Raw genomic sequence first — 23064 nt, forward strand, 5'->3', positions numbered from 1 at the left:
ACAACCAGAAAAAATGGGTGAGTTGTTAGAAAATCTCCCTAACATGTAAAGGTGGTTGTTGCTGAACAAAATCATGTAATTTTTTACGACTTGGTGCCGCAGCTATCGCCCCTTTTTGAGTGGTGGCTAAAGCGCCACAAGCAGCCGCTTGCGTCACTATTTTTGATAGATATTGTTCATCTTCAGCAAAACCATATTCAGCAAGCGCAGCTAACAAACCGGACATAAAGGCATCACCAGCACCTGTTGTATCAATACATTCGACAGTAAAGGCACTAAATGCAACTTGCGTATTTGGCGTTAAAACTAAACAACCTTTAGAGCCTTGAGTGATCACTTTTAAACGAGCGGGATAAATTTCTAATTTTTTGAGTGCATTATTCAATGTCACTTCTTGTGTCATCCATGTTAGCTCATCTTCTGATAATTTTAATATGTCTGCTTTATGCGCATAATTATCGATGACTTCACGCATTTCTTCATGATCACGCCACATTTGAGGACGTAAATTAATATCAAAACTCAGTAGTGAATCACTTTCTTTAATACTTTTGATCGCACAATCTAAGGTCGAGCGACAAATGGGATTCACTAATGCTAAAGAGCAAAAATGCAAAATATCTTTTTCAAATGCAGGTAAAGATTTTTCTGTTAAAAATTGATCAGCAGACTCAGCAACTAAGAAAGTAAAATCACGCTCACCATTTTCTTGTAAAGAGACAAGAACAGTACTGGTACGGTGAAACTCATCAAATTCCATTGCACGAGTATCAACACCCAGATCAAACAGTGTTTTTTGCATAAAATGGCCGAACGCATCTTCACCTACGCGCCCAATAAAACCACTTTGTTGACCGAGTTTAGCAACGCCTGCAGCAACATTGACTGGCGCACCACCAGCACATGCTTCATATTGCATGTTTTGCAATGGGATCAAGTCAACAACAGCGTCACCTAAAGACCAGACTTTCATAATCTCTCCAGAAGATAAGCAATTATTTTTCTTAACTATATTCTGTTTTTATGGCTATTCATAACGAATAAATAAAGATATTGCTCGTAAATCCACACTGATAACGTTAACATAATAAGATAATATGATAAAGTCAATCTCATACATCGTATTTTTTTCACTCGAAATGTTATCGTTAACAACAAGAGTAATAGTGTGATTACATCTGTTCTTTACCCTTTCAGTGATCTTAAAAACACACTAATAACTCTGACATATAATAAGGATAATGATATGAAACACCGCTTAGAACAATCAACAAAAGCCTTAAATACCTTGATTGAAAAACGAGGCAATAAATTTTATCCCCAGTTTCATTTGGCCGCACCTGCGGGTTGGTTAAACGATCCTAATGGTCTTATTTATCATGATGGTTTATATCATGCTTTTTATCAGCACCATCCTTATTCCCAAGATTGGGGACCTATGCATTGGGGACATGCCACAAGTACCGATATGATCCACTGGCAACACCAACCTATTGCATTAGCACCAGGGGATGACTACGACAAAAGTGGTTGTTTCTCAGGATCAGCCATTAGCCATGAAGGCAAACTCTATCTTTTCTATACAGGACACAACTGGTTAGCAGACGAAGGTGATGATAGCCAAATCTATGAAGCGCAATGTGTTGCTATCAGTGAAGATGGTATTCATTTTGAGAAAAAAGGGATCGTTTTAGAACCCCCTAAAGGTTATATGCATTTTCGTGATCCTAAAGTTTGGTATCAAGAAGGTAAATGGTGGATGGTTGTTGGTGCTCGTGATGAAAAAGATCAAGGACAAGTCCTACTCTTCTCTAGCGAGACCTTATTTGTGGAAGATCAGCGGTGGAACAATGATTACACTGTTTTAGGAAAAACGGATGATAAAAATGTCTATATGTGGGAGTGCCCTGATTTCTTCCCTATTAGCCAAGAAAATGAATTTGCAATCGTCTTCTCACCACAAGGAAAACGAGCCGAAGGCTATCAATATCGCAACCTCTTTCAATCTGGTGCATTAATTGGTCAGTGGTCACCAAACCAACCCTTTAAACCACAAGGGCATTTTATTGAACTTGATAATGGCCATGACTATTATGCGCCACAATCATTTACGACACCTGATGGTCGTCGCGTTTCTATGGGATGGATGGATATGTGGAATTCGCCCATGCCTTCAAAATCTGAATTTTGGTCTGGCTGTTTTACGCTCCCTCGTGAAATCACTTTTGATAAATCCAAAAATCGCTTACGCATGATCCCCGTTAAAGAAGTCGAATCATTGCGCCAAGAAAAACAGTCTATCCAGCCATTAACACTCAGTAATCAATCCATAGAGCTATTCGATAACACTCCAGCTATCGAACTCGACTTAACATTATCTTTAAACAGTAACGCTGAAAAATTCGGCTTATGGCTAGGTGAAGGACTTGAGCTCTTTGTTGATAATCAATCACACCGGTTAGTTCTTAATCGTCATTATCCTCAGCACAATATCAGTGGCGCTCGAAGTATTCCATTACCTGAAGGTTGTGAATTGAATTTACGTATTTTCATTGATCGCTCATCAATTGAAATCTTTGTAAACAAAGGTGAGTTCACCTTTAGCAGTCGATATTATGCTCAACAAGATGCTCGTACATTACGTCTTTTTGCCATGAACGGTGATGCAACACTGATTAATGGTGAATATTGGCAGTTAAATAGTATTTACTGATATTGATAAGTTAAGTAAGACGTGAGTCTTTAAATAGACTCACGTTCAACTAATTGGCAAGGTACGTGTACTGTATCTCTATGGTTCCGTTCTTGAATGATATGCAACGTCGCTTCTTTACCTAATTCATAATGAGGCAATTGTACCGTTGTTAATGGTGGATAAAACAGCTCTCCTGTACCAATCATATTGTCATAACCCAAAACAGCCACTTGCTCTGGAATGCGTAATCCCATAGAAAGTAAAACTTGATACGCTAGAAATGCAATACGGTCATTACCACAAATGAGAATATCAAAATCTGCTTTTTGTTGAACACAATGCTTTTTCAATATTTCAATCACATCACGATAGTGCTCATCTCCAAACATCATCGTATATTGTTGTAAGTTCGCCAATGGTAGCCCAGCCTCTTGCCAAGCATCTTCAACAGCCTTACGACGAATAGGACCTGCAACAGACTCTTCAGGTATATAGAAGCATAAAGGGCGGCGATACCCTTTTTCGATGACCTTTTTCATCGCAAAATACTGCCCATGATAATCATCGGGAATATAAGTTGGAAAAGCGTGCGTTTTATCCAAGCAGTTTGCTAACACTAAATTCTTATCACGCAACTTTTCATGCACGGTGATTTCACGCAAGCCCATCGTGGTATAAATAATGCCATCTGGACGTTGAGCTAAAAGCTGCCAAATGGCATTTTCATAACAATCTTGCGCAGTTAAATTGACAACAAATGAACTCCAGCCAAATTCTCTTGCGGTTTGCTCTATCGATAAAATCATTTCCACAGAAAATGGTGTCGTTGCGGTATCAATTGCCAGAACACCAATTGATGATACTTTTGTTCCTTGACCACGAATTTTTCGTGCAGAATAATCTGGAACATAGTTAAGTTGATCAATCGCATTTTGGACTTGTTTCAGTGTTTCTGGTTTTAATAACTCAGGGTTATTAATCGCTCTTGAGACTGTCATCAAAGAAACGGATGCAAGTCGAGCTACATCTTTCAGTGACGCCATAGTATTGGCTCGATTGGTTTATTAAAAAGGATCAATAGAAATAAAGTGCTATTTTACAAGAAGTAAAGTCAAAAAGCCACAAAGGGAATTGAATTGTAACTAAATGCGACTATTAATTGCCTCATAAAAAGACACCTAAATATATTATTTTTTTACTTATTAAATGAGTTTAATATAGTTAAAATCACTTACGAGAAAAAACCTAGTTACAATTAATAATAGTTATCTCCTTCCTTCATTATAGAAATGAATTATTCTTATCTATAAAATACAAATATTGAAACAAAACAAAGTTCTGATATTTTATCTATAATATAATACAGAAGTATTAATCATTTTTAATTTGATATATTCTGAATATGGCTCCGTTGCGTGAATGTCACCCTACATAAAAAACTTATAAATTAGTCAAATTTCGTTACTCATTCACTTTTAGTGAAAGAGCAGAGTAAAACCAGGAGCAACATATGGAATCAATAATCCACTTAATCACTTTTGAAGATGACAGTACAAAAGTTCAACTTAAAGCCGTTCTTTCTTCTTTAGCGGCGAATGTGAAAACCTATTCAAATGAACAGGCTTTCTTGAAATACTATTTTTCATCGACAAAAGGAGCTCATAAAGAGTGCATCATAATTAATACAAAAAGCAGTGCGGCACCATCAATTGCACTGATTAAAGAACTCAACAAATTGAGAAACATCATCCCTGTTATTATTATTTCTGGGGATAGTTCCATTGAGAGTTGTCGTAGCGCATTTAAATCAGGGGCTTTTGAATATTTAACTCGCCCTCTAAATGTGAATGAACTTCTTAATATTGTCTCGGAATCTTTCCTACATTATGAAAGTGAAGTTGAGCAATTCCGAACATATATATCTTTAAAAGATAAATTTGGTAAGTTATCTAATAGAGAAAAAGAGGTTATGGAGATGATCCTTGAGGGAAATACGAGCAAAGAAGCGGCAGAAAAACTTTCTCTATCGCCTCGTACCGTTGAAGTACATCGTTCAAATATGTATACAAAATTGAAAATAAGATCACTGCCACAATTAGTTCAAGAATATGATTTCTTTAAGAAATATGACTTAAGAGCAAGTTGATTTACAATGTGATTTCTATTTATCAATGGGTTGTATTATCTAGCGATATAACGATATGACCTGTTTTATTTTCATTATATTTTATTAATGAGAGAAAGCTGTACTTCTAAAAATATTCTATTTTGGATGAATTACACCTAATATGGGAATAATTAATACGTTAAACACCATTCTACGATAGAAAGGGCGGCAACTTATTTTGATGCCACCCTTTCATTAGTGTTCGTTTAATTTCAATTTAAAACACTTGTATATATTATTTTCATAATCGCTATTATTAATAACTATTATGATTGTTTTTTATTAATAATAGCAATATAAGAATAAATGAAGCTCTTCATTTGATATAAATCATTTTTTACTTATTATAAAGATGAGTATTCTCATTTTTAGTTTCTCATTTTCTTTATTCTTATTTTACGAAGAAAATTATTAATGATTAAAAAATAATACAAAAGGAATTCCTGTCTCTTTTTTTTATGCCCATTTAAAGACTGTTTATGCGTTTTGATTTTCATTTTAAACAAAAAATTACTTATAAGAATATTCTAATCGAAGTGTTTTAATTGCGATTATTTAAACAGTAAAATAAGAAATAATAATAAGTATTTCCCTTTATACTCCCTTTTACTTAAGAAATTTATTCTCTTTATAGTTTAATTAACGTAATACATTATTTACCATTTCTACTTAATAATACTCAAATAAAGAGCATCATTAAATGATCTTATCATGTAAGTATAATGCACTAGATTTGAATAAGTATTAACACCTAGAAAAACAAATGATTATTACTGATTGATTTATAGTCTTAATATGAGCATAACAAAATGGAATTAATCGGCATAAAAAAAATATAAGATAAACTTATACGTTTATTCTTATTCTCACTTTGTACAAATACCCTTATGCTATACCCTCCTAACTCGCCTTTTACAAAGAAAAATGAACGCTCAAGATAAAAACCGTCGTCCTATAAAAGCAAGGCAAACAAACTGGGCTACAAAGTGCAGTCGCTACTTACAACAAAAAGGGGCAACCCCTAATGGTATTTCTGTGTTTAGTGTCGTATTTGCATTACTTGCAGGCTTATCACTCTTTTGTGCTCTCTTTTACACATCTGGATTATTACGCTCAATTTTATTGATACTTGGAGCTATCATGATCCAAGGTCGCCTAATTTGTAATTTATTAGATGGTATGGTTGCCGTCGAAGGCGGCATGAAAAGCCCAGTAGGTGCTGTCTATAATGAATTACCTGACAGAATTGCCGATACTTTAATTATTCTAGGTGTCGGTTATGGACTCTCCTCTGACTTTTCTACGGCAATTACGTTGAGCTGGGTGGGCGCTTTTTTTGCGGTAATGACCGCTTATGTTCGCGTATTAGGTGGTGCTTGTGGATTAGACCAACAATTTACAGGTCCTATGGCAAAACAACATCGAATGGCGCTATTAACCACTGTTTCTGTTATTGCTGCATTTATTCCGAGTCTTTGGGGAATATGGCTCTTTTTTATTTCATTATGGATTATTATTTTAGGTTCAACGCTGACCACAATTTTCAGAACCCGTCGAATTTTACGGGATTTAGCACAAGGTGTCTGATTAATGAAAAATGGAAAACTTGCTTTAGATGCAAAAGTGGTATCATCCGTTTTAGTCTCTATTTGCCGATTCTTAACGGGTATTCGCGCTAAACAAACCTCTCCTATTGCGAAAGATACACCTTGTATTTATTACGCTAACCACTCTAGTCATCTTGATGGCTTAGTTATTTGGTCTTGTCTTTCGCCCAATATTCGCCCTTATGTTCATCCGGTTGCCGCCGAAGATTATTGGAATAAAAACCGCTTACGCCGTTATTTATCTCGTCGCATCTTTAGAGCTATTCTTATTCCTCGTCATGCAGCCAAAATGAATTTTCCACAAGAAGAAAACGCTTGTGAAGAGATCGTGGAACAACCCACTAATGACTCTGCATCATCTACACCAAATAAAGTCAATGCACTTGCCCTGATGCAAGAAATTTTAGACCAAGGTGATTCTTTAATTATCTTTCCTGAGGGTACTCGAGGTAACGGCGAATCTATTCAAGATTTTAAAGCGGGTCTTTGGCATCTTTCTCGTAAAAATCCGAATGTGCAATTAGTCCCTATTTATCTGGAAAACTTAAATCGAGTCCTCCCTAAAGGTTCTCGTTTAGTTGTTCCTGTTATTTGCAGTGCGATTTTTGGTGCTCCTATTGGCTCCACTCATGAAAATGAAAGTAAACAAGAGTTTCTGGTAAGAGCAAAAAGTGCGTTAGAGGAGCTACACAATGGAACGTATTAATAATGAAGTCCTATGGATCTTTATCGGGCTCTTCTCTTTCTTAATTGTCGCCAGCATTATTGGTGCTATTTTAGCTGCTGTAAAAGGCCCTACTTCCACTATCACTAATCTTAATTCAAGGATCAACGCGTGGTGGGTAATGTGTATTATCGCAGGTGTTGCCATAGGAATTGGAGCAATTGGCTCTGTCGTCCTATTTACCATTATCTCATGGCTTGCATTACGCGAACTGATCACCTTAACGCCCACACATCGTGGCGACCATGAAGCGCTCTTTTGGTGCTTCTTCGTTATATTACCTATCCAATACATTCTTGTTGGCGTGCAATGGTATAACTTAATGGCGGTGTTTATCCCGGTTTACGCCTTCTTATTAATACCAACACGTATGGCACTTTCAGGTGACACTCGCCACTTCTTAGAACGTATGGCAAAAGTACAATGGAGCGTGATGATAGCAATTTATTGCCTAAGTTATGCGCCTGCACTTTTAATGTTACCAATAGAAGGTTTTGAAGGCCGTAATATCAATTTACTGCTCTTCTTAATGATAGTGGTGCAAGTTTCTGACGTACTTCAATATGTGTTTGGTAAATTATTTGGCAAACATCCTATCGTGCCTAAATTAAGTCCAAATAAAACAGTGGAAGGTTTTTTTGGTGGAATTATCTCCGCCAGCCTTATTGGCATGATGTTATGGTGGGCAACACCGTTCTCATGGTGGGCGGCATTTTTACTCTCTTTAGTCATTACATTGGCAGGTTTTGCGGGTGGTTTATGTATGTCTGCAATCAAACGAGACAGTGGCGTAAAAGATTTTGGTACGATGATCGAAGGTCATGGTGGCATGATGGATAGAATGGATTCGCTCTGCTTTGCAGCACCTATATTCTTCCATGTTATTCGCTATTTTTACGTTTAGTTTTCCTTTGCTTAATCAAAAATAAAACTAGCCCAATGTAGACTCAAATGCCGATATTAAACCATCGGCATTTTTATATTCTCTGTTTACTCATGCTAATAACTCACTAATTTAATATCACGAATTGACTATCATCATATAAATTAAACATTTGTTTTAATTTTAGATTAAAAATCAATATTATACATTCTATATATAAATCAAAATATTAAATAAAAATACAGCGAGTAAACAGGTCTGATTTCTCTACTTTTTTATTTATAATGATAGCCTAGAAGGCTGCTATCTTTTACCCTAGCGCTCCTTTTTATTTTAGATCCTTTACAATTATGATCACTTGGCTACTTCTTGCTTTTTCTTTATTATTTTTGGGTTTCAATCGCGCGCTTGCGTTTATTACACTGATATTTACGACACTTAGCGCATTTATAACAGGTGTTATTACATGGCAAACCTTGCCAGTTATTTTTAGCATTCTCTTACTCGCGTTCGCCTATTCTCGCTATAAAAAACAGCCTCTACTTAGAGCAATCATCATTCTCGCACTTGTTATTATTGCCAGTGGATTAACTTTTCACCTTATTCCTGGTTTTAACAATTTACGTTACCTTTCACATGCCATTATAGGGATGAAAAGCGCCCCTTTTTCTTTTTATTTCAATGCCGATAAAGCATTATTACCTTTTATTCTTCTGATTTTTATTCCTACACTTTTTGTCTGCGATCCATTAAAAAAAGCAAATAAATTACAGTGGGCAATGCTAATTATTGCCATTCCTGCACTATTATTGATCGCTGTAAAGCTGGGAGGATTGGCGATTGAATTACATTTACCATCGTGGTTACCTGCCTTTATTCTCGCTAACCTCTTTTTTGTATCACTTGCTGAAGAAGCCTTATTTAGAGGTGTTATTCAACAAACATTATCACGTTATCTTCCTCCTTATGTTGCGCTATTAATAGCAGCCATTATCTTTGGATTAGCGCATTTTGCAGGCGGATTACTGTTAATTATATTTGCTTCACTGGCGGGTATTATTTATGGATTAGCATGGATGTGGAGTGGTAGGCTTTGGGTTTCAACTGCTTTTCACTTTGCACTTAATCTGACTCACCTGCTCTTTTTTACCTATCCATTTAAAATAGCGTGATCTCTATTTTTAGCATCTCAGTGATGATCTGCTTTTTATTCTAACTATCACCACCTTTTACTGATATCTTAACTTCGTCAGTAAAAGGATGAGTGAAACGTGAAAGCAATCACACAAATAGAATACAGATATTCTTATTTGCGCCCATCATCTGATGAAATTTTTTGTTAGTATGCTTTATCGCTTATCTATAAATAATCAAAACTTCATACGGCGAACAACAATAAGCCAAAAATAATAACATCCATTAACACGATAAGAAGTTGTCTTACTTTGCGGTATAGACCTCAGAAAAAATAGGTAAGCTTTGCTCTGTTTGCTTTTTTTAGTTCAGCATTATCTGCTGATATTTTGCCTCTCTTATTACCAGGACAAAAGATATGTTAGACCAAGAAATGATACGTACCTTTATACAGGTCGCCGATTGCCAAAGTTTTACCAAAGCAGCCGATGTGCTTCATAAAACATCAGCAGCAATTAGTTACCGTATAAAAACATTAGAAGAAAATATTGGTACACAACTTTTTAATCGCACCACAAGAACCGTTACACTGACACCCGCGGGCGAATATCTATTAGAAAAATGTCGTCAATGGATTGTATGGTTAGAGTCAATGCCTGTGGAACTTCAGCAAATGAACGCGGGTGTCGAACATCAAGTGAATATTGTCATCAATAATCTACTCTATGATCGCACTGCGGTTGCCAGTATGTTGGCTTGTCTTCATCAACGCTTTCCTTCTACTCAGTTTCATATTACTCGCCAAGTCTATATGGGTGTTTGGGATGCGCTTATTAACGAAGATTATCATTTTGCTATCGGCGTTACTGGTAATGAATCCCTTAAGAATAATATTAACATTTGTGCGATGGGCGAAATTCAATGGCAATTTGTTGTCGCGCCTAATCATCCTTTAGCCAATGTTAGTGGTGTATTAAGTGATGACCAAATGCGTATGTATTCTGCTGTAAACGTCGAAGATACCTCTCGTCATCTTTCTAAACGCACTGCATGGCGCTTATCAGGTCAGCATGAAATTCGTGTGCCTGATTTACACACCAAATTAGCCTGCCATTTAAAAGGCGTGGGAATAGGATTTTTGCCATTAAGTTTATGCAAACCGCTTATTGATAGTGGACAGCTAATTGCAAAAGAAGTGAAAAATCGTCGTCATAACTCCCCTCTATCATTAGCATGGTGTGAAGATAAAAAAGGCGCTGTGGTAAGTTATTTAGTGGAGTTGTTTAAGCAAAATCATCCTAGCGTGCAATCGTTTTACGATCCTTTAAATTAAAAAGGCAAACCGAAGTTTGCCCTTTTACTGTTTATTCAGTGATTATCTAAATAGCGTATTACGCTTTAGCTTCTTCATTATTGTTGTTGCTTTCTTTAATAAAGAAACTTGCCACAATACCGATACAAATCAGAATAGCGGCAAAGTAGAAACCAGAGTCCATGCTACCTGTTTTGTCTGATAAGAAACCTGTTAATGTTGGTGCAAAAACAGAGCCCAACATACCGATACAGTTATAAACACCAAACGATGTACCTAGTGCATGTCGCGGTGAGTTATCTGCAACCACAGCAACAAGTACTGGGTTTGTACTGATTTTACCTACAATACCGTAAAGGATCAGAGCACCGATTAATACAGGCATTGATTCTGACATTGGTACAGCAAGAATAGCGACTAATGACAGCGGTAACATGATCAGTAATACAGGTTTACGACGACCAATTTTATCTGAAACCCAGCTAAAAATAAGTGAACCAGGAATAGCAAACCATGGCATTAATGATGCGATAGTTGAAATTTGAGTTCCTGTAATTCCACGCTCAGTCTCTAAGTAGTACGGTAACCAAGTTACTAATACAAAGAAGCCATAGATTGAACAAAAGATGGTGACATACGCAAGGTTGATATTGCGATTACCAAATAAATCTTTAAATGTCAGCTTAACTTTCTGTTTTGGAGCGCCATTTTCTGTCGCAGGTTGTCCTTTTGGCTTATCTTTGATGATCCATAACATCACTAAACCAATGATAATGATTGGCACACCAATAATATAGAACGGAGCACGCCAGCTCATTCCCATCTCACCAACAGAAATACTTGAGATGTAATAACCAATAGACAGACCAAATGCCATACCACTATTAATAATCGCACTACCTAATGTAATACGATGCTTTGGTATCGCTTCTGAAGATAAACCATACTGAGGGCCATAATAGAAACCTTGGAATATCCCCACCATGACCCATGCAAACATAAAGGTCACGTAAGTTGGCATCATACCCGCAATGATGGTAAATCCACCAAAGAGAACAACACCTGTTACTAATACTTTTTTCTTACCTAAATAGTCACCAATCATGCCTGATGGAATATTTAGTGCAGTATATCCGATAAAGAAAATACTCATGATGGAGCCAAGTTGAGCTTTAGACAGATCAAACTCAGCACCAATATTTACCATTAAAGGACCAACAATGGCACGGCTACCATACAGCGCAATCCAACCAAAGAAGAAGATAATGGTCAGTTTGACCCAATAAGGGACTTTGCCTTTCTCATTCACTTGTGCATCGTTCATAATGACGCTCCTGAAAGAATTTTTATTAAGACTTATAAATTAAAGTGCCAGACTGACCTTCAATAACTTGTTGAATATTTTGTAATGCACCAATATGAGCTTGTTGCCCTGTTGCATTAACAAAATCACTCACTGCCATAATTTTTGGTCCCATTGCACCATCAGCGACAGCCATTGGTGCAAGCTCTTCTGGTGTTGCTTCACGAATTGCAGCTTGTTCTGATGTACCCCAATTTTTATAAATAGCATCAGCCTCTGTTAAAATAACAAAGTGCTCTGCATTTAATTCACGAGAAATTAAAGCCGCAGTTAAATCTTTATCAATAACAGCTTCACTACCAATAAATTCATTATTTGAATTGTTGACTGGAATACCACCGCCGCCACCACAAATAACAATATGACCTTTATCTAATAAAAGTCTTACTGCCTCGATATCAATAATCTTTTTCGGTGTTGGTGATGGAACAACTCGGCGATAATGTTTACCGTCTTGTTTAAATGTCCATTGATACTTAGCAATTAATTCTTCTTTATCAGCTTCATCATAAATAGGGCCAATAAATTTACTTGGGTCATTAAATGCTTCATCATTAATATCCACTGAAACTCGAGTCATTACCGTTGTAATAGCTTGTTCAGGGTTATTTTGATTAATTTTTTGCATCATCATATAACCAATCATACCTTGACTTTCTGCTACTAAGATATCCAATGGATATGCAGGAACATCTTGATACGCAAGGTTTTGCAGCGCAAGTAATCCAACTTGAGGCCCATTACCGTGTACTAATACAACACGATACTCTTTAGCTAATTTATTAATTGTCTCTGACATCAATTCAATATTTTTATATTGATTTTCAGCAGACAAAACTTCTCCGCGTTGCAATAATGCATTTCCGCCTAAAGCAATAACAATTGTTTTCATAATTATCCGTATCCGAATGTTTATATAAATTCTTTTATTAAAAAAAATTAATCAATATGCTGTTGTTGTTTTTTAGCTTGGTAACCAATCCATAATCCCAGTAATGTATCCGCGCCGGAATGATGACCAATAGAGAGTATTTCCAACATATCCTTAAAAATAATCTCTTTATTCTTTATTTTTTTACCTAGTTGAATGAGATAGGTAGAAAATATTCCCTGTGTGGCATATTCCAAATAATGCTTACTGACAATAGTGGTCAATTCAGATAAAGGCGGTGTGTTATTAAAAAAATGATTAAGTTTATTTTCTGGCTCGACTAAATAATGTGCAAATAACATACCCACCAGCATATCATCTGAACTTGGTGTTAATCCGGGGCCTTTCCCTATAAAAATAGCCCAGTTAACAGCATTGCCTAATAGCTGATTATGAAACAGCTTAGTTAATAACTTAATTTCACTGAGTTGCGCGATTTGACGGTAATTTTTCAGTGACCCATATAACCCCGTTGCAATTGCGGGTGATAACAGAGAAAAAAAACTTTCTAACCAACGCAAATCTAAATCCGCTTTATCTTGTAAGCGCAAATTCTCACTTTGACCTGCGATCAATGTGAGCTTATTTGCGAGTGTTGCTTGATGATTTTTAAGGTTCATCGCCATCGAGGGATGGCACTGTTTTGCAAAATAATCAAAGTCATCTTGTTTCAGTAACCATCCCATCGGGCTTAATCCTCTTCCTTCACGATGAAAAGTTATTAAGCGTTGTTGAGGGCAAATGAAATTCAAAGCATGGTCATAAATGCCCACACATTTAATCTCACCTTCAAAGTCAGTGATATGCTGGCTGGTTTGAAGTGCTTGAATTTGCATAATGCCCCCTTTATTGCTGCTACTTTGTCGTTAGAAAACGAGATTAAGCGTCGATACCTAGCTCTTCAGCAAGAGCAACAATCGCCTTTTCAAAGCAGCCTAAAGGTGCGCGTACAGTACCTGCACCAATCTGACCAACACCCGGCTCTTTATGTGCAATACCCGTATTAATCAGTGGAGTGATCCCTGTTTCAACAACGCGACGTGCATCTAAGCCTAAACATGCACCTTGGAAATCCCAAGTCGGAATTTGCAACATCATGTTACGAGCAAGGTAGATCTCAGCCATTTCTTCAGTCACTTCACGTGCTGCATCCATACCACCAGATGCACCAACAAAGCGTGTTACACCAGGAGCTGCAACCATTGCTGCGCCACCAATACCAAAAGTTTCAGTGATTGCACTGTCACCGATATCTGGGTTTGCGTCTGCTTGGCTAAAACCAGAGAAGAACAGACCTTGTGGTGTATTTACTGGAGCGGTAAACCATTGGTCACCCATTCCGCTGATCTTGATACCAAAGTTGCTACCATTACGTGTCATTACAGTGACGATAGTACCTTGCTTGATTTGAGCACCAGCATCCATCGCCGCTTTACAGTAAGCCATTGCTAAGTTCAGGAAGAATTGGTCTGTAATGCTCAGGAATTTAGTCACTTTTGTGATTTCAGCTTCTTCGAAATCTAAAGTGCCTAATACTGGTGCCAGCTGACGCAGTAACAGTGCAGATGCAGCGATGTTACGTTGGTGGAATTCATCACCCATCGTAATTGCTTGCCCCATAATTGCAGTCAGATCGATACCGTTTTCAAACGTTGCAATCGCTGCTTTTAATACTGGTGCTAAGCTATTTTGCATCCAATGTAAACGCTCTTGCACATCTGGGCCGTAAGCACCGAAGCGCATCACTTTACCAATACCTTCATTCATGTTGCAGTAAGCGTAGTTACCATGAATGTGGTTTTTGATAACCAGCATTGGCATATGAGCAGAAGTAATACCGCCCATTGGGCCTACTGCATTTACGTTATGGCAAGGAATAAACTCAATTTCACCTGCTTCCAACATAGCTAATGCTTGTTCTTCAGTTTCTGCCCAGCCTTCAAATAAAGAAGCGCCGATACATGCACCGCGAACAGGCCCACTCATTTCGCCCCAAGTTACTGGAGGACCTGCATGAAGTAATTTTTTACCTGTTTCTAAAGCAGGAACAACTTCTTTTGCTAAGCTAACATCACACCAGTGAGGACGGGCTTCACGGATACGTTCGATAACTGCTTCATTCGCTTGTTCGATAGTTGAGTACATATCTGCAATTCCTTATTTCAATTTCTTTAATATTTCAGCCAGTTTTTTATTGCCACCTGCGACAGGTGCCCACTGATAATGAACAACAGGGGTGCCACTTGATTGCAGATCGTCTGCAAAGCTACGTAATCCTGCGTTGATCACAGAGATCCCGTTAAGCAGTGGCGACACTTCAGCATGTGCTTCTGCTGGATGTGGCTGGATTAATTCTTTTGCTAATAAAACGGCTTCTGGCAACGTATCCATCACAATAATGCCCGCTTCTTTCAGCTGTTTTTGCTGTTCGCTACGGTTTTGTGGATCGTCTTCAGTACCAGTGATGGTTGCGATAGTGATCAGTGGATTAGCTTCGCCACGTTTCTCATTCAGTTTTTTGATTTCCTGGATTAACGCGCCGGCTGGATCTTGAGTTGCACCATAACCAATAACAAAATCAACCAGTAACACGCCAGCTTCTGTTTTATTGCTTAGCTCACTGATAAATTTGTTACGTGTAGATGGGTCAATCATTGGGTGTGGTTTACCCTGTGTATAGAAGTCATCACCCATATCGATAATTTTGTGGCCGTCTGCATCTAGCATCGTGCCTTGTTTATGCTCGTTATCGACTTCAACATTAAGTTTTTCAGATAACAACATGGCGCACTCAGCCGCTAACGTACCGCCAGCATAAAGACCAATGATTTTCTTACCTGCAACTTTTGGTAATTCTGCTGCGATATCTTCAACACGCGCTAATTCAGCCGCAATACGTGCGGTTTCATCTAAAGTACGAGTAAAATAGATATTGTCGTCTTGGAATTTCTCAGGTGTTGTTCCTAAGAATTGAGCCACAATCGGTTTATTATGGCGTTTCATTTCTGCAATGATTTTTTGACGAACCGCAGGTGCTGGTGGCTTAGAAACAAAGGCAATAACACGAGTATTAGGATCAGCAGCCAGCATATTGATAGCAGTGATTGCACTGATACCACCAATTTGCTCTGTTAAATCACGACCACCTAAACCAATTGAGTGAGAAATACCTTGGCGTTGTAAAACGATTTGAGAGGTAATTTCTTGAATACCTGTACCTGATGCGCCAACAATACCAATTGAACCTTTCGGTGCAATGTTAGCGAAAGCAAGAGGAGCTCCTGCAATATTTGCTGTACCACAGTCAGGTCCCATAACAATCAGACCTTTCGCCGCTGCTTTTTCTTTTAATGCTTTTTCATCTGCGATAGATACGTTGTCAGAGAACAGCATAACGTTACAACCATCTTCTAAACCGGTATCTGCTAGCTCAGCAGCATATTCACCAGCAATAGAGATGAGCAACATATTGGCATTAGTGCTTTTTTGTTTAGCGGTACGCCAGCTACGTACTGTCGTTAATTTGTTGCCGCCTTTTTGACCGCTTGCAATTTCTGCAAGTGCTTCTTCCAACGCAGTAGAAATCATGTCGATAATGGCTGGATCGTCTGATTCCGCTTTAATCGAAACACAAATGTCATTCGGTGTTGCTTCGTTAAACATGTCATGCCAGAAACCGGTGACATCAAGAAGAGATTTATTCGCTGGTGTTCCCATCATGACGGAAATTTCTTCCACCTCTGGGGCTTCACTTAATTTTCGGGAAATAATCATCAGGCTTACTGAATCCTGAAAGCTCCCTTTTTTAATAAAAGCATGGATCATTATGATATCCTTAATGCATTTAATATATGTAACAGCACATATCTATTTGCATTTCGTTTTTTTGATAATAAGAAGCCTATTTGCTTAAGTTATTAAGCAATATAAATAAATGTCTGATTTATTAATTTCTAATCTCTGCGTATAAACATACTGAAGAAATATCAAAATGTAGAGTGATAGAAGTCACACTTATTTATTGTAAAAAAATTTTATTTAATGGAACGATATTTATTAAATAAATTATGATGAGAAAAGTTTATTGGTTTAGGAATAAAATTAAAAACTCTAGAGGGGAATTTAACGAACAAGAAACAATCATTAAGCTATAATTTTCAAATAAAACAAAGACAAAAGATTTGCAAGTTACAATTTTATAACATACAGCAATAAATAATTATTATCAACAAATAAAAAAAGGCTATTTTTCTTTCTTAGATTTTTAAATTAACCTTTATTTTTAATTACATTTTATTTTATCAAATAGCAAAAAAGCCTTGTATTTAATAAGGCTTTTAAAATAGAAAGAATATTTAATATATGACTTAAGTTACTGCTTAATTGCTTCTACTTGAATTTTTAATGTCATATTATCAGCCATCCCTTCTTTAACTAAAAAGTCTACACCCCAATCTGAACGTTTAATGGTTGTTTCAAAATCACCACCACAGACTGGCGCATTAAACACAGGGCTTTCATAACAATTAAACTTGGTTGTTGTTAATTTAACTGGCAATGTTTTTCCTTTCATCGTTAATAGCCCCTCAATGGATGTGGGTTTATTATCAGAGAAATACCATTTTGTTGAAGAAAATTGAATTGTTGGGTATTTATCTGCATCTAAGATATCGGCACTTTTCACATGATTATCAAATGCCGTTAAACCCGTATTTAATGTTTTAACTGGAATAGAAACGTTTATTTTTCCTATATTGTTTTCTGGTGAATAGGTTAAATCACCTTCAATTTCATAGAAACCACCACTGTTAGTTGAAGTCCCAAAATGATCAATATAAAACATGGCTTTAGTATGCGTTGGTTCAAGTTTATATTCATTAGCTTGTACTGCTGGCACAAGTAATAATGATGATATGATGGCAGATAAAATAAGTTTCATTATAGTTTCCTAATATATTTTTATAAAAGAATGCCCATAAAGAAAATACTTTATAGGCATTTTTAAACACAGAGAATACAAAGTACAAAGAGAGTTAAAAATTAATTAACGCTGAGAATCTAAAACTTCGTTATTTTTTAATACATCTTGAGCTTTGCTATAACTTTCAATTAATAGCTGATAAGCAGGGAAAATCTGAGTATACGCTTGTGCCCATTCTGCTGCATCAGCACGGTTCCATGTTTTTTGAATTTCAGAAGCAACTGCTGCGGTATCCATCGGTACTACACCCGCTTGAACGATGCGAGCTAAGGTAATTTCTTCAGCCATTTTACTGTAAGTACCTGATGCATCAATCACTGCAAAGACTTGATAACCTTCAGCAACGGCACTAATTGCAGGGAATGCCATACAAACACTCGTAATAGTACCTGCAATAATTAATTGCTTTTTGCCTGTTGCTTTAACGGCTTCAACAAACTCTGGATTATCCCAAGCATTAATTTCACCTTTACGTGCAATATATTTCGCATGCGGTGCATTTTGGTGAATTTCAGGAATTAATGGACCATTAGGACCTTGTGGTACAGAAGCCGTTGTAATAACAGGCATGTTAGCTAATGTTGCTATTTTTGCTAATACTGAAGCACGCGCTCGTAATTCAGTCATTGGCATATCACCAACCGTTTGGAATAAACCACTTTGGTGATCAATTAATAACATAACAGCATCTTCTGGATTAATTACAGGGCGCTGACCATTAAAATTTGCTGGGGTGCTCATTTATTTATTCCTTTTAATTAATAAAGTTGATTATTAACATGATTGAAGAACAATATTAGAGAAAAATATTTTTATATCGTTTCTCTTTCGTTGTAATAAACAATAATCAATTAATTAAAAGCTCGGTAGTAGCAATTCTGATAAACACTATTCTAAAAATAGAACACTGAAACATTTTATTATTGTTCTATTTTTAGGATGATGAAACCTATTTTTGGCACTACTTAAATATATTCGTCACTCTAAAATAGGCCCTATAGAAATTTTATAGGAACATTTTATGAAAAAGATCATAGGTATTTATAAGGCACCTCGTCAACATTGGGTTGGTGATGGTTTTCATGTTCGCTCACTCTTTAGTTATGGTAATCATGGTAAGTATTTAAACCCATTTTTACTTTTAGATAGAGCAGGCCCTACTGATTTTCCTGCATCTCAAGGACATAATCGTGGTGTCGGTGAACACCCTCATCGTGGGTTTGAAACGGTCACTATCGTTTATAAAGGTGAAGTTGCACACCATGATTCCACCGGAGAAGGTGGCGTAATCGGTCCAGGTGACGTGCAATGGATGACCGCGGCATCAGGTATTTTACATCAAGAATATCATTCTGATGCATTTACCAAAGAAGGCGGTGTGTTAGATATGGTGCAATTGTGGGTTAATCTTCCATCTGAGGCTAAATCAGCACCTGCTGGCTATCAATTGCTAAAAGAAAGCGCGATCCCTGTACTTCCTTTAGCAGATAATGCCGGACAAATGCGCATTATTGCCGGTGATTATCATGACACACATGGCGCAGCAAAAACTTTTTCACCCGTTGACGTGTGGGACATTCAATTAAAGAGTGCAAAATCGGCCACATTACCAACGAAAAAAGATTGCTATGTTGGCTTAGTGGTTTTACATGGCAGTGTTTATCTTGATAATCAAACTCAACTACAAACAGGTGATTTGGTAATTTTAGATAATGAAGGTGGTTCAGTTAATCTTGAAGCTATTGAAGATGCGATTGTTTTATATCTCAGTGGTGAGCCTATTAATGAGCCTGTTGTAGGTTATGGCCCTTTTGTCATGAATAGCGAAGCTCAAATCAAACAAGCTATTGATGATTTTAACCAAGGTAAATTTGGTCGTATTCCTAACGAATAACACTTTTATTTCATGCAACAAACAATAAAAATCAAACGGCTCCCTTTAATATTTGGAGCCGTTTTTATATTGTACTTACTCTTTCAATGGCGACATATTATCAGCAAGGTATTCCAGCAATACCTGAATAGCAGGCAATAACCCTTTTCTTGACGGATAAACTGCATGAATAACATCTTTAGGAAAACGCCAACTTGGCAACACTTCAATTAACGAGCCGTCTTGTAGGTCTTTTTCAACCACACTCAGTGGTAATCGAGTTATTCCTAATCCTTTTAGTGTTGCTTTATAAAGTGTAATAACATCGGTTGTCGCTAATTTCGGAGTCACATGTTGTGTGGAAACCGTACCATTTTCATGAGTTAAAGTAAGTGTATATTGTTGTGAGTGTTCGCTATTTGCCAAAATAGGGTAGTCAGCCAGTTGTTCTGGCGAATCGGGGATCTCTTGCCCTTTAAATAATAAAGGGCTGGCGACTAGAACACGCCGAGAATAACCTAGAATTTTCATCGTTAAACCTGAATCATCTAGCGGTAATGCTCTTACTCGCAAGGCTAAATCAAGGCCTTCACTAATTACATCAACAGGACGATTAATAGCTAATATCTGAATATTAATATCCGGATATTTTTCCATAAAATCGACCAAAATATCTTGAATATAAATTTGCAATAATGCGACAGGACACGAGAGTTTAATGGTGCCATGGGGGTGCCCTTGCGCTGAACAAATAACTTCTTCTGCAATTTCAGCTTCTGAAACTACATTTTTACACTGCTGATAAAATGTCTGCCCGATTTTGGTGACATGAAATTGACGTGTAGAACGATAAATCAAAGAGACATTGAGTTTCTGTTCTAAATCAGCAATACGACGACTTAGTTTAGATTTAGGTATACCTAATGTTTCTGCTGCTTGAGAAAAACCGCCAAACTCAACGACTTTCACAAAATAGTAGAGATCATTTAAATCATACTTCATGCGTATCACCTATTAGGTTATTTTCAATATTTAGCTGAATTGTTTCAGGCACCGATATTATGGCAAAAGTAATTGTAAATATTATTTACTATTATTCAGCTATTGTTAATAACATTATAATCACATAGGTTAATAAAATAAAGACGACCAAAAATAATAACACAATCTGTTATAACCTTATCAATTTAATATTATAAATGTGACATGGGATAAATTCACATACCATAATTATATTTTATTTCCACCTATCATTGGAATTGGTTTTTATTATTAAAGTTTAGTTGTAATAAAAAAATACCAATAAAAACAAAATGATAAATAGTCACCTTATATTTCAATAACATTGAGTTACATAAAATCTCTTATTTTAAAATTAAGTTAATGGATAATTTTATTTTTATGACACTAATCAATGAATATTTAATAATATGTTAATAAGATCATCTTAAATAAAAATACTTATTCGCTTTATTTTTTACTTCCGATTATTTATTTAACCTGCAACCTAATGGAATACCTGATGAATAAATTAACTCCATTACGACCCATACCTACATTAATCGCCGTTTCTATTACCCTTATTATCTGGTTTCTTATTCCCGTGCCACAAGGAGTTGACCCCAATGCTTGGCATTTATTAGCACTCTTTGTTGGAACTATCGCCGCTATTATTGGTAAAGCTCTCCCTATCGGTGCCGTTTCTATTATTGCTATCGCATTAGTTGCTGTCACTGGTGTCACTAACCCTAATTCAACTAAAGCCGCTATCGGTGATGCATTAAGTGGATTTTCCAATGATCTTATCTGGTTAATTGGTATCTCCATTATGGTCTCTATGAGTCTAAATAAAACCGGACTCGGCGCTCGAATTGGCTATTATTTTATTTCACTATTTGGCAAAAGAACCATTGGAATAGCCTATTCATTGGCTATTGCTGAAACAATATTAGCCCCTGTAACACCAAGTAATACCGCGCGTGGTGGTGGAATTATTCACCCGATTATGCGTTCAATATCAGATAGTTTTAACTCTAAAGCAGAAGATGGCACAAGTGGTAAAATAGGGCGTTATCTCTCTTTAGTGAACTACAATATAAATCCTATTACTTCTGCCATGTTTATTACGGCAACAGCTCCTAACCCACTTATCGTGAGTTTAATTATCAGTGAAACTGATCCTACACATGAGCTTAGTTGGTCTATGTGGGCAATTGCTGCGTTTGTGCCCGCCATCGTTTCATTAATTTTAATGCCTATTGTTATTTATCTACTTTATAAACCTGAAATAACCAGCACCCCAAATGCACCTCATTTTGCTAAAGAGCGTTTAGCACAATTAGGGCCTATTTCATTACCTGAAAAAATAACCCTTGCCGTCTTTGCCTTATTATTAATTATGTGGGCAGGAGTCCCCGCGTTGTTATTTGGAGATGGATTTAGCGTTAATGCGACAACGGCAGCATTTATTGGCTTATCTATTTTATTATGTACAGGTGTTTTGAATTGGGATGATATTTTAAAAAATAAAGGTGCATGGGATACCGTAGTTTGGTTCTCTGCATTAGTAATGATGGCATCCTTCTTAGGAAAATTAGGATTAATTAAATGGTTGTCACTCAGTGTGGGGGCAAGTATTGATAGCATGGGAATAAGTTGGGTCAGTGGCATGATATTACTGGTACTAATCTATGTTTATTCTCACTATTTCTTTGCCAGTACTACCGCCCATATTACCGCCATGTTTGCCGCTTTCTATGCGGCTGGTTTAGCCCTTGGCGCACCACCAATGTTATTAGGGCTTATTTTGGCGTTCTCATCTTCATTAATGATGTCATTAACACATTACGGCACTGGTACTGCGCCAATTATTTTCGGTTCCGGCTACGCCACATTGGGCGAATGGTGGAAAACAGGATTTGTGATGAGTGTCGTTAACCTTATCGTTTGGATAACCCTTGGTAGTGTATGGTGGAAAGTACTGGGATATTGGTAAGGCTTTAAAAAATATTGCCTTAAATAAAACAAATATAAGATGCCTAGTTTATTGTTAGGCATCTTATAAAGTTAACGCCAGATACCGTTGCTTGCGATAATTGACTCTGATTGATAATGACTTTTTTTATTCTCTATTTTATCTTTATCAACGACATGTTGAACCCCATCAAAAAAATAATTTAAATCGACATCAAAAAGATAGGATAAAATATAAATACTTTCTGCATGGATGTTTGACTCACCATTTTCAAAACGAGATTGATGTTGCTGGCTTATCCCCAATAAAGCACCAAACTCACTGCCACTCATACTGTGTGTTATTCTTAACTCTCTAATTTTAGCGCCAACTAATCTTGATATTTCTTTATTCATAACATCTCCAAAAAATAAAATTGAT

General features: G+C 36.7%; 20 protein-coding genes. 9 read left to right on the forward strand and 11 right to left on the reverse strand.

All coding sequences use genetic code 11. From position 1 onward, the window contains the following. Positions 1-25: 25 nt before the first annotated feature. Positions 26-973 (reverse strand): PfkB family carbohydrate kinase, encoded by a 948-nt coding sequence (locus ABN236_RS11930; protein ID WP_349474067.1) that lies wholly within the window; start codon positions 971-973, stop codon positions 26-28. A gap of 273 nt (positions 974-1246) precedes the next feature. Between ABN236_RS11930 and ABN236_RS11935 the strand changes: the two genes are divergently transcribed. Further along, the gene (locus ABN236_RS11935; protein ID WP_349474068.1) at positions 1247-2713 is read left to right on the forward strand and encodes a glycoside hydrolase family 32 protein; all 1467 of its coding nucleotides are present in this window, start codon (positions 1247-1249) and stop codon (positions 2711-2713) included. Between the two features lie 29 nt (positions 2714-2742). On the opposite strand, the gene ABN236_RS11940 is transcribed toward ABN236_RS11935, so the two are convergent. Next, complete coding sequence (locus ABN236_RS11940) at positions 2743-3738, reverse strand: LacI family DNA-binding transcriptional regulator (RefSeq protein ID WP_349474069.1); 996 nt, start codon at positions 3736-3738, stop codon at positions 2743-2745. A gap of 467 nt (positions 3739-4205) precedes the next feature. Between ABN236_RS11940 and ABN236_RS11945 the strand changes: the two genes are divergently transcribed. From ABN236_RS11945 to allS, 6 genes are all read left to right on the forward strand, one after another. Beyond that, the gene (locus ABN236_RS11945) at positions 4206-4841 is read left to right on the forward strand and encodes a response regulator transcription factor (RefSeq protein ID WP_088494763.1); all 636 of its coding nucleotides are present in this window, start codon (positions 4206-4208) and stop codon (positions 4839-4841) included. A 945-nt stretch (positions 4842-5786) separates the two neighbouring features. After that, positions 5787-6449: a CDP-alcohol phosphatidyltransferase family protein gene (locus ABN236_RS11950; RefSeq protein ID WP_088494762.1), complete on the forward strand. Its 663-nt coding sequence runs from the start codon at positions 5787-5789 to the stop codon at positions 6447-6449. 3 nt (positions 6450-6452) lie between these two features. Continuing rightward, positions 6453-7175, forward strand: coding sequence for a lysophospholipid acyltransferase family protein (locus ABN236_RS11955; RefSeq protein WP_311755808.1), 723 nt, complete (start codon positions 6453-6455; stop codon positions 7173-7175). After that, a complete protein-coding gene (locus tag ABN236_RS11960) occupies positions 7162-8097 on the forward strand; it encodes a phosphatidate cytidylyltransferase (RefSeq protein ID WP_088494760.1) in 936 nt (311 codons plus the stop codon). Before ABN236_RS11955 ends, ABN236_RS11960 begins: the two co-directional genes overlap by 14 nt. 329 nt (positions 8098-8426) lie before the next feature. Further along, positions 8427-9248: a CPBP family intramembrane glutamic endopeptidase gene (locus ABN236_RS11965; RefSeq protein ID WP_349474070.1), complete on the forward strand. Its 822-nt coding sequence runs from the start codon at positions 8427-8429 to the stop codon at positions 9246-9248. Between the two features lie 380 nt (positions 9249-9628). Beyond that, on the forward strand, positions 9629-10543 hold the full coding sequence (allS, locus tag ABN236_RS11970; protein ID WP_088494758.1) for an HTH-type transcriptional activator AllS: 915 nt from the start codon (positions 9629-9631) through the stop codon (positions 10541-10543). A gap of 58 nt (positions 10544-10601) precedes the next feature. Here the strand turns inward: allS and ABN236_RS11975 are convergent, their stop codons facing one another. The 7 genes from ABN236_RS11975 to ABN236_RS12005 form a co-directional block, all read right to left on the reverse strand. Then, positions 10602-11846 carry an MFS transporter gene (locus ABN236_RS11975; RefSeq protein WP_349474071.1) on the reverse strand — a complete coding sequence of 415 codons (1245 nt, stop codon included), beginning with the start codon at positions 11844-11846 and terminating at the stop codon, positions 10602-10604. A gap of 25 nt (positions 11847-11871) precedes the next feature. Next, on the reverse strand, positions 11872-12777 hold the full coding sequence (locus tag ABN236_RS11980; protein WP_349474072.1) for a carbamate kinase: 906 nt from the start codon (positions 12775-12777) through the stop codon (positions 11872-11874). 47 nt (positions 12778-12824) lie between these two features. Next, positions 12825-13652 carry an oxamate carbamoyltransferase subunit AllH family protein gene (locus ABN236_RS11985; RefSeq protein ID WP_349474073.1) on the reverse strand — a complete coding sequence of 276 codons (828 nt, stop codon included), beginning with the start codon at positions 13650-13652 and terminating at the stop codon, positions 12825-12827. Positions 13653-13695: 43 nt separating this feature from the next. Continuing rightward, positions 13696-14961, reverse strand: coding sequence for a YlbE family protein (locus ABN236_RS11990; protein ID WP_100160111.1), 1266 nt, complete (start codon positions 14959-14961; stop codon positions 13696-13698). A 12-nt stretch (positions 14962-14973) separates the two neighbouring features. Next, positions 14974-16641, reverse strand: coding sequence for an acyl-CoA synthetase FdrA (locus ABN236_RS11995; protein ID WP_088494754.1), 1668 nt, complete (start codon positions 16639-16641; stop codon positions 14974-14976). A 547-nt stretch (positions 16642-17188) separates the two neighbouring features. Then, positions 17189-17755: a YceI family protein gene (locus ABN236_RS12000; RefSeq protein WP_088494753.1), complete on the reverse strand. Its 567-nt coding sequence runs from the start codon at positions 17753-17755 to the stop codon at positions 17189-17191. A 105-nt stretch (positions 17756-17860) separates the two neighbouring features. After that, on the reverse strand, positions 17861-18538 hold the full coding sequence (locus ABN236_RS12005) for a hydrolase (protein WP_109395416.1): 678 nt from the start codon (positions 18536-18538) through the stop codon (positions 17861-17863). A gap of 280 nt (positions 18539-18818) precedes the next feature. Here ABN236_RS12005 and ABN236_RS12010 point away from each other — a divergent pair, with 280 nt between their 5' ends. Beyond that, a complete protein-coding gene (locus tag ABN236_RS12010; RefSeq protein WP_349474074.1) occupies positions 18819-19691 on the forward strand; it encodes a pirin family protein in 873 nt (290 codons plus the stop codon). Positions 19692-19766: 75 nt separating this feature from the next. Here ABN236_RS12010 and ABN236_RS12015 read toward each other — a convergent pair whose 3' ends face one another. Further along, positions 19767-20672, reverse strand: coding sequence for a LysR substrate-binding domain-containing protein (locus ABN236_RS12015; RefSeq protein ID WP_088494750.1), 906 nt, complete (start codon positions 20670-20672; stop codon positions 19767-19769). A 520-nt stretch (positions 20673-21192) separates the two neighbouring features. On the opposite strand from ABN236_RS12015, the gene ABN236_RS12020 reads away from it, so the two are divergent. Continuing rightward, entirely contained in the window at positions 21193-22665 is a 1473-nt protein-coding gene (locus ABN236_RS12020; RefSeq protein WP_088494749.1) for an anion permease, read from the forward strand. Positions 22666-22736: 71 nt separating this feature from the next. On the opposite strand, the gene ABN236_RS12025 is transcribed toward ABN236_RS12020, so the two are convergent. Further along, on the reverse strand, positions 22737-23039 hold the full coding sequence (locus ABN236_RS12025; protein ID WP_349474075.1) for a helix-turn-helix domain-containing protein: 303 nt from the start codon (positions 23037-23039) through the stop codon (positions 22737-22739). Positions 23040-23064 lie beyond the last annotated feature (25 nt).

Origin of the sequence: Proteus sp. fly-1013, assembly GCF_040140245.1 — a bacterium.
In the GTDB taxonomy this organism is placed as follows: Bacteria; Pseudomonadota; Gammaproteobacteria; order Enterobacterales; family Enterobacteriaceae; genus Proteus; species Proteus mirabilis_B.

Bases quoted from the DNA above. Each gene is read 5' to 3' on its own strand.
- ABN236_RS11930 (WP_349474067.1), bottom strand. From the start codon at position 973: ATGAAAGTCTGGTCTTTAGGTGACGCTGTTGTTGACTTGATCCCATTG.
- ABN236_RS11935 (WP_349474068.1), top strand. From the start codon at position 1,247: ATGAAACACCGCTTAGAACAATCAACAAAAGCCTTAAATACCTTGATT.
- ABN236_RS11940 (WP_349474069.1), bottom strand. From the start codon at position 3,738: ATGGCGTCACTGAAAGATGTAGCTCGACTTGCATCCGTTTCTTTGATG.
- ABN236_RS11945 (WP_088494763.1), top strand. From the start codon at position 4,206: ATGGAATCAATAATCCACTTAATCACTTTTGAAGATGACAGTACAAAA.
- ABN236_RS11950 (WP_088494762.1), top strand. From the start codon at position 5,787: ATGAACGCTCAAGATAAAAACCGTCGTCCTATAAAAGCAAGGCAAACA.
- ABN236_RS11955 (WP_311755808.1), top strand. From the start codon at position 6,453: ATGAAAAATGGAAAACTTGCTTTAGATGCAAAAGTGGTATCATCCGTT.
- ABN236_RS11960 (WP_088494760.1), top strand. From the start codon at position 7,162: ATGGAACGTATTAATAATGAAGTCCTATGGATCTTTATCGGGCTCTTC.
- ABN236_RS11965 (WP_349474070.1), top strand. From the start codon at position 8,427: ATGATCACTTGGCTACTTCTTGCTTTTTCTTTATTATTTTTGGGTTTC.
- allS (WP_088494758.1), top strand. From the start codon at position 9,629: ATGTTAGACCAAGAAATGATACGTACCTTTATACAGGTCGCCGATTGC.
- ABN236_RS11975 (WP_349474071.1), bottom strand. From the start codon at position 11,846: ATGAACGATGCACAAGTGAATGAGAAAGGCAAAGTCCCTTATTGGGTC.
- ABN236_RS11980 (WP_349474072.1), bottom strand. From the start codon at position 12,777: ATGAAAACAATTGTTATTGCTTTAGGCGGAAATGCATTATTGCAACGC.
- ABN236_RS11985 (WP_349474073.1), bottom strand. From the start codon at position 13,652: ATGCAAATTCAAGCACTTCAAACCAGCCAGCATATCACTGACTTTGAA.
- ABN236_RS11990 (WP_100160111.1), bottom strand. From the start codon at position 14,961: ATGTACTCAACTATCGAACAAGCGAATGAAGCAGTTATCGAACGTATC.
- ABN236_RS11995 (WP_088494754.1), bottom strand. From the start codon at position 16,641: ATGATCCATGCTTTTATTAAAAAAGGGAGCTTTCAGGATTCAGTAAGC.
- ABN236_RS12000 (WP_088494753.1), bottom strand. From the start codon at position 17,755: ATGAAACTTATTTTATCTGCCATCATATCATCATTATTACTTGTGCCA.
- ABN236_RS12005 (WP_109395416.1), bottom strand. From the start codon at position 18,538: ATGAGCACCCCAGCAAATTTTAATGGTCAGCGCCCTGTAATTAATCCA.
- ABN236_RS12010 (WP_349474074.1), top strand. From the start codon at position 18,819: ATGAAAAAGATCATAGGTATTTATAAGGCACCTCGTCAACATTGGGTT.
- ABN236_RS12015 (WP_088494750.1), bottom strand. From the start codon at position 20,672: ATGAAGTATGATTTAAATGATCTCTACTATTTTGTGAAAGTCGTTGAG.
- ABN236_RS12020 (WP_088494749.1), top strand. From the start codon at position 21,193: ATGAATAAATTAACTCCATTACGACCCATACCTACATTAATCGCCGTT.
- ABN236_RS12025 (WP_349474075.1), bottom strand. From the start codon at position 23,039: ATGAATAAAGAAATATCAAGATTAGTTGGCGCTAAAATTAGAGAGTTA.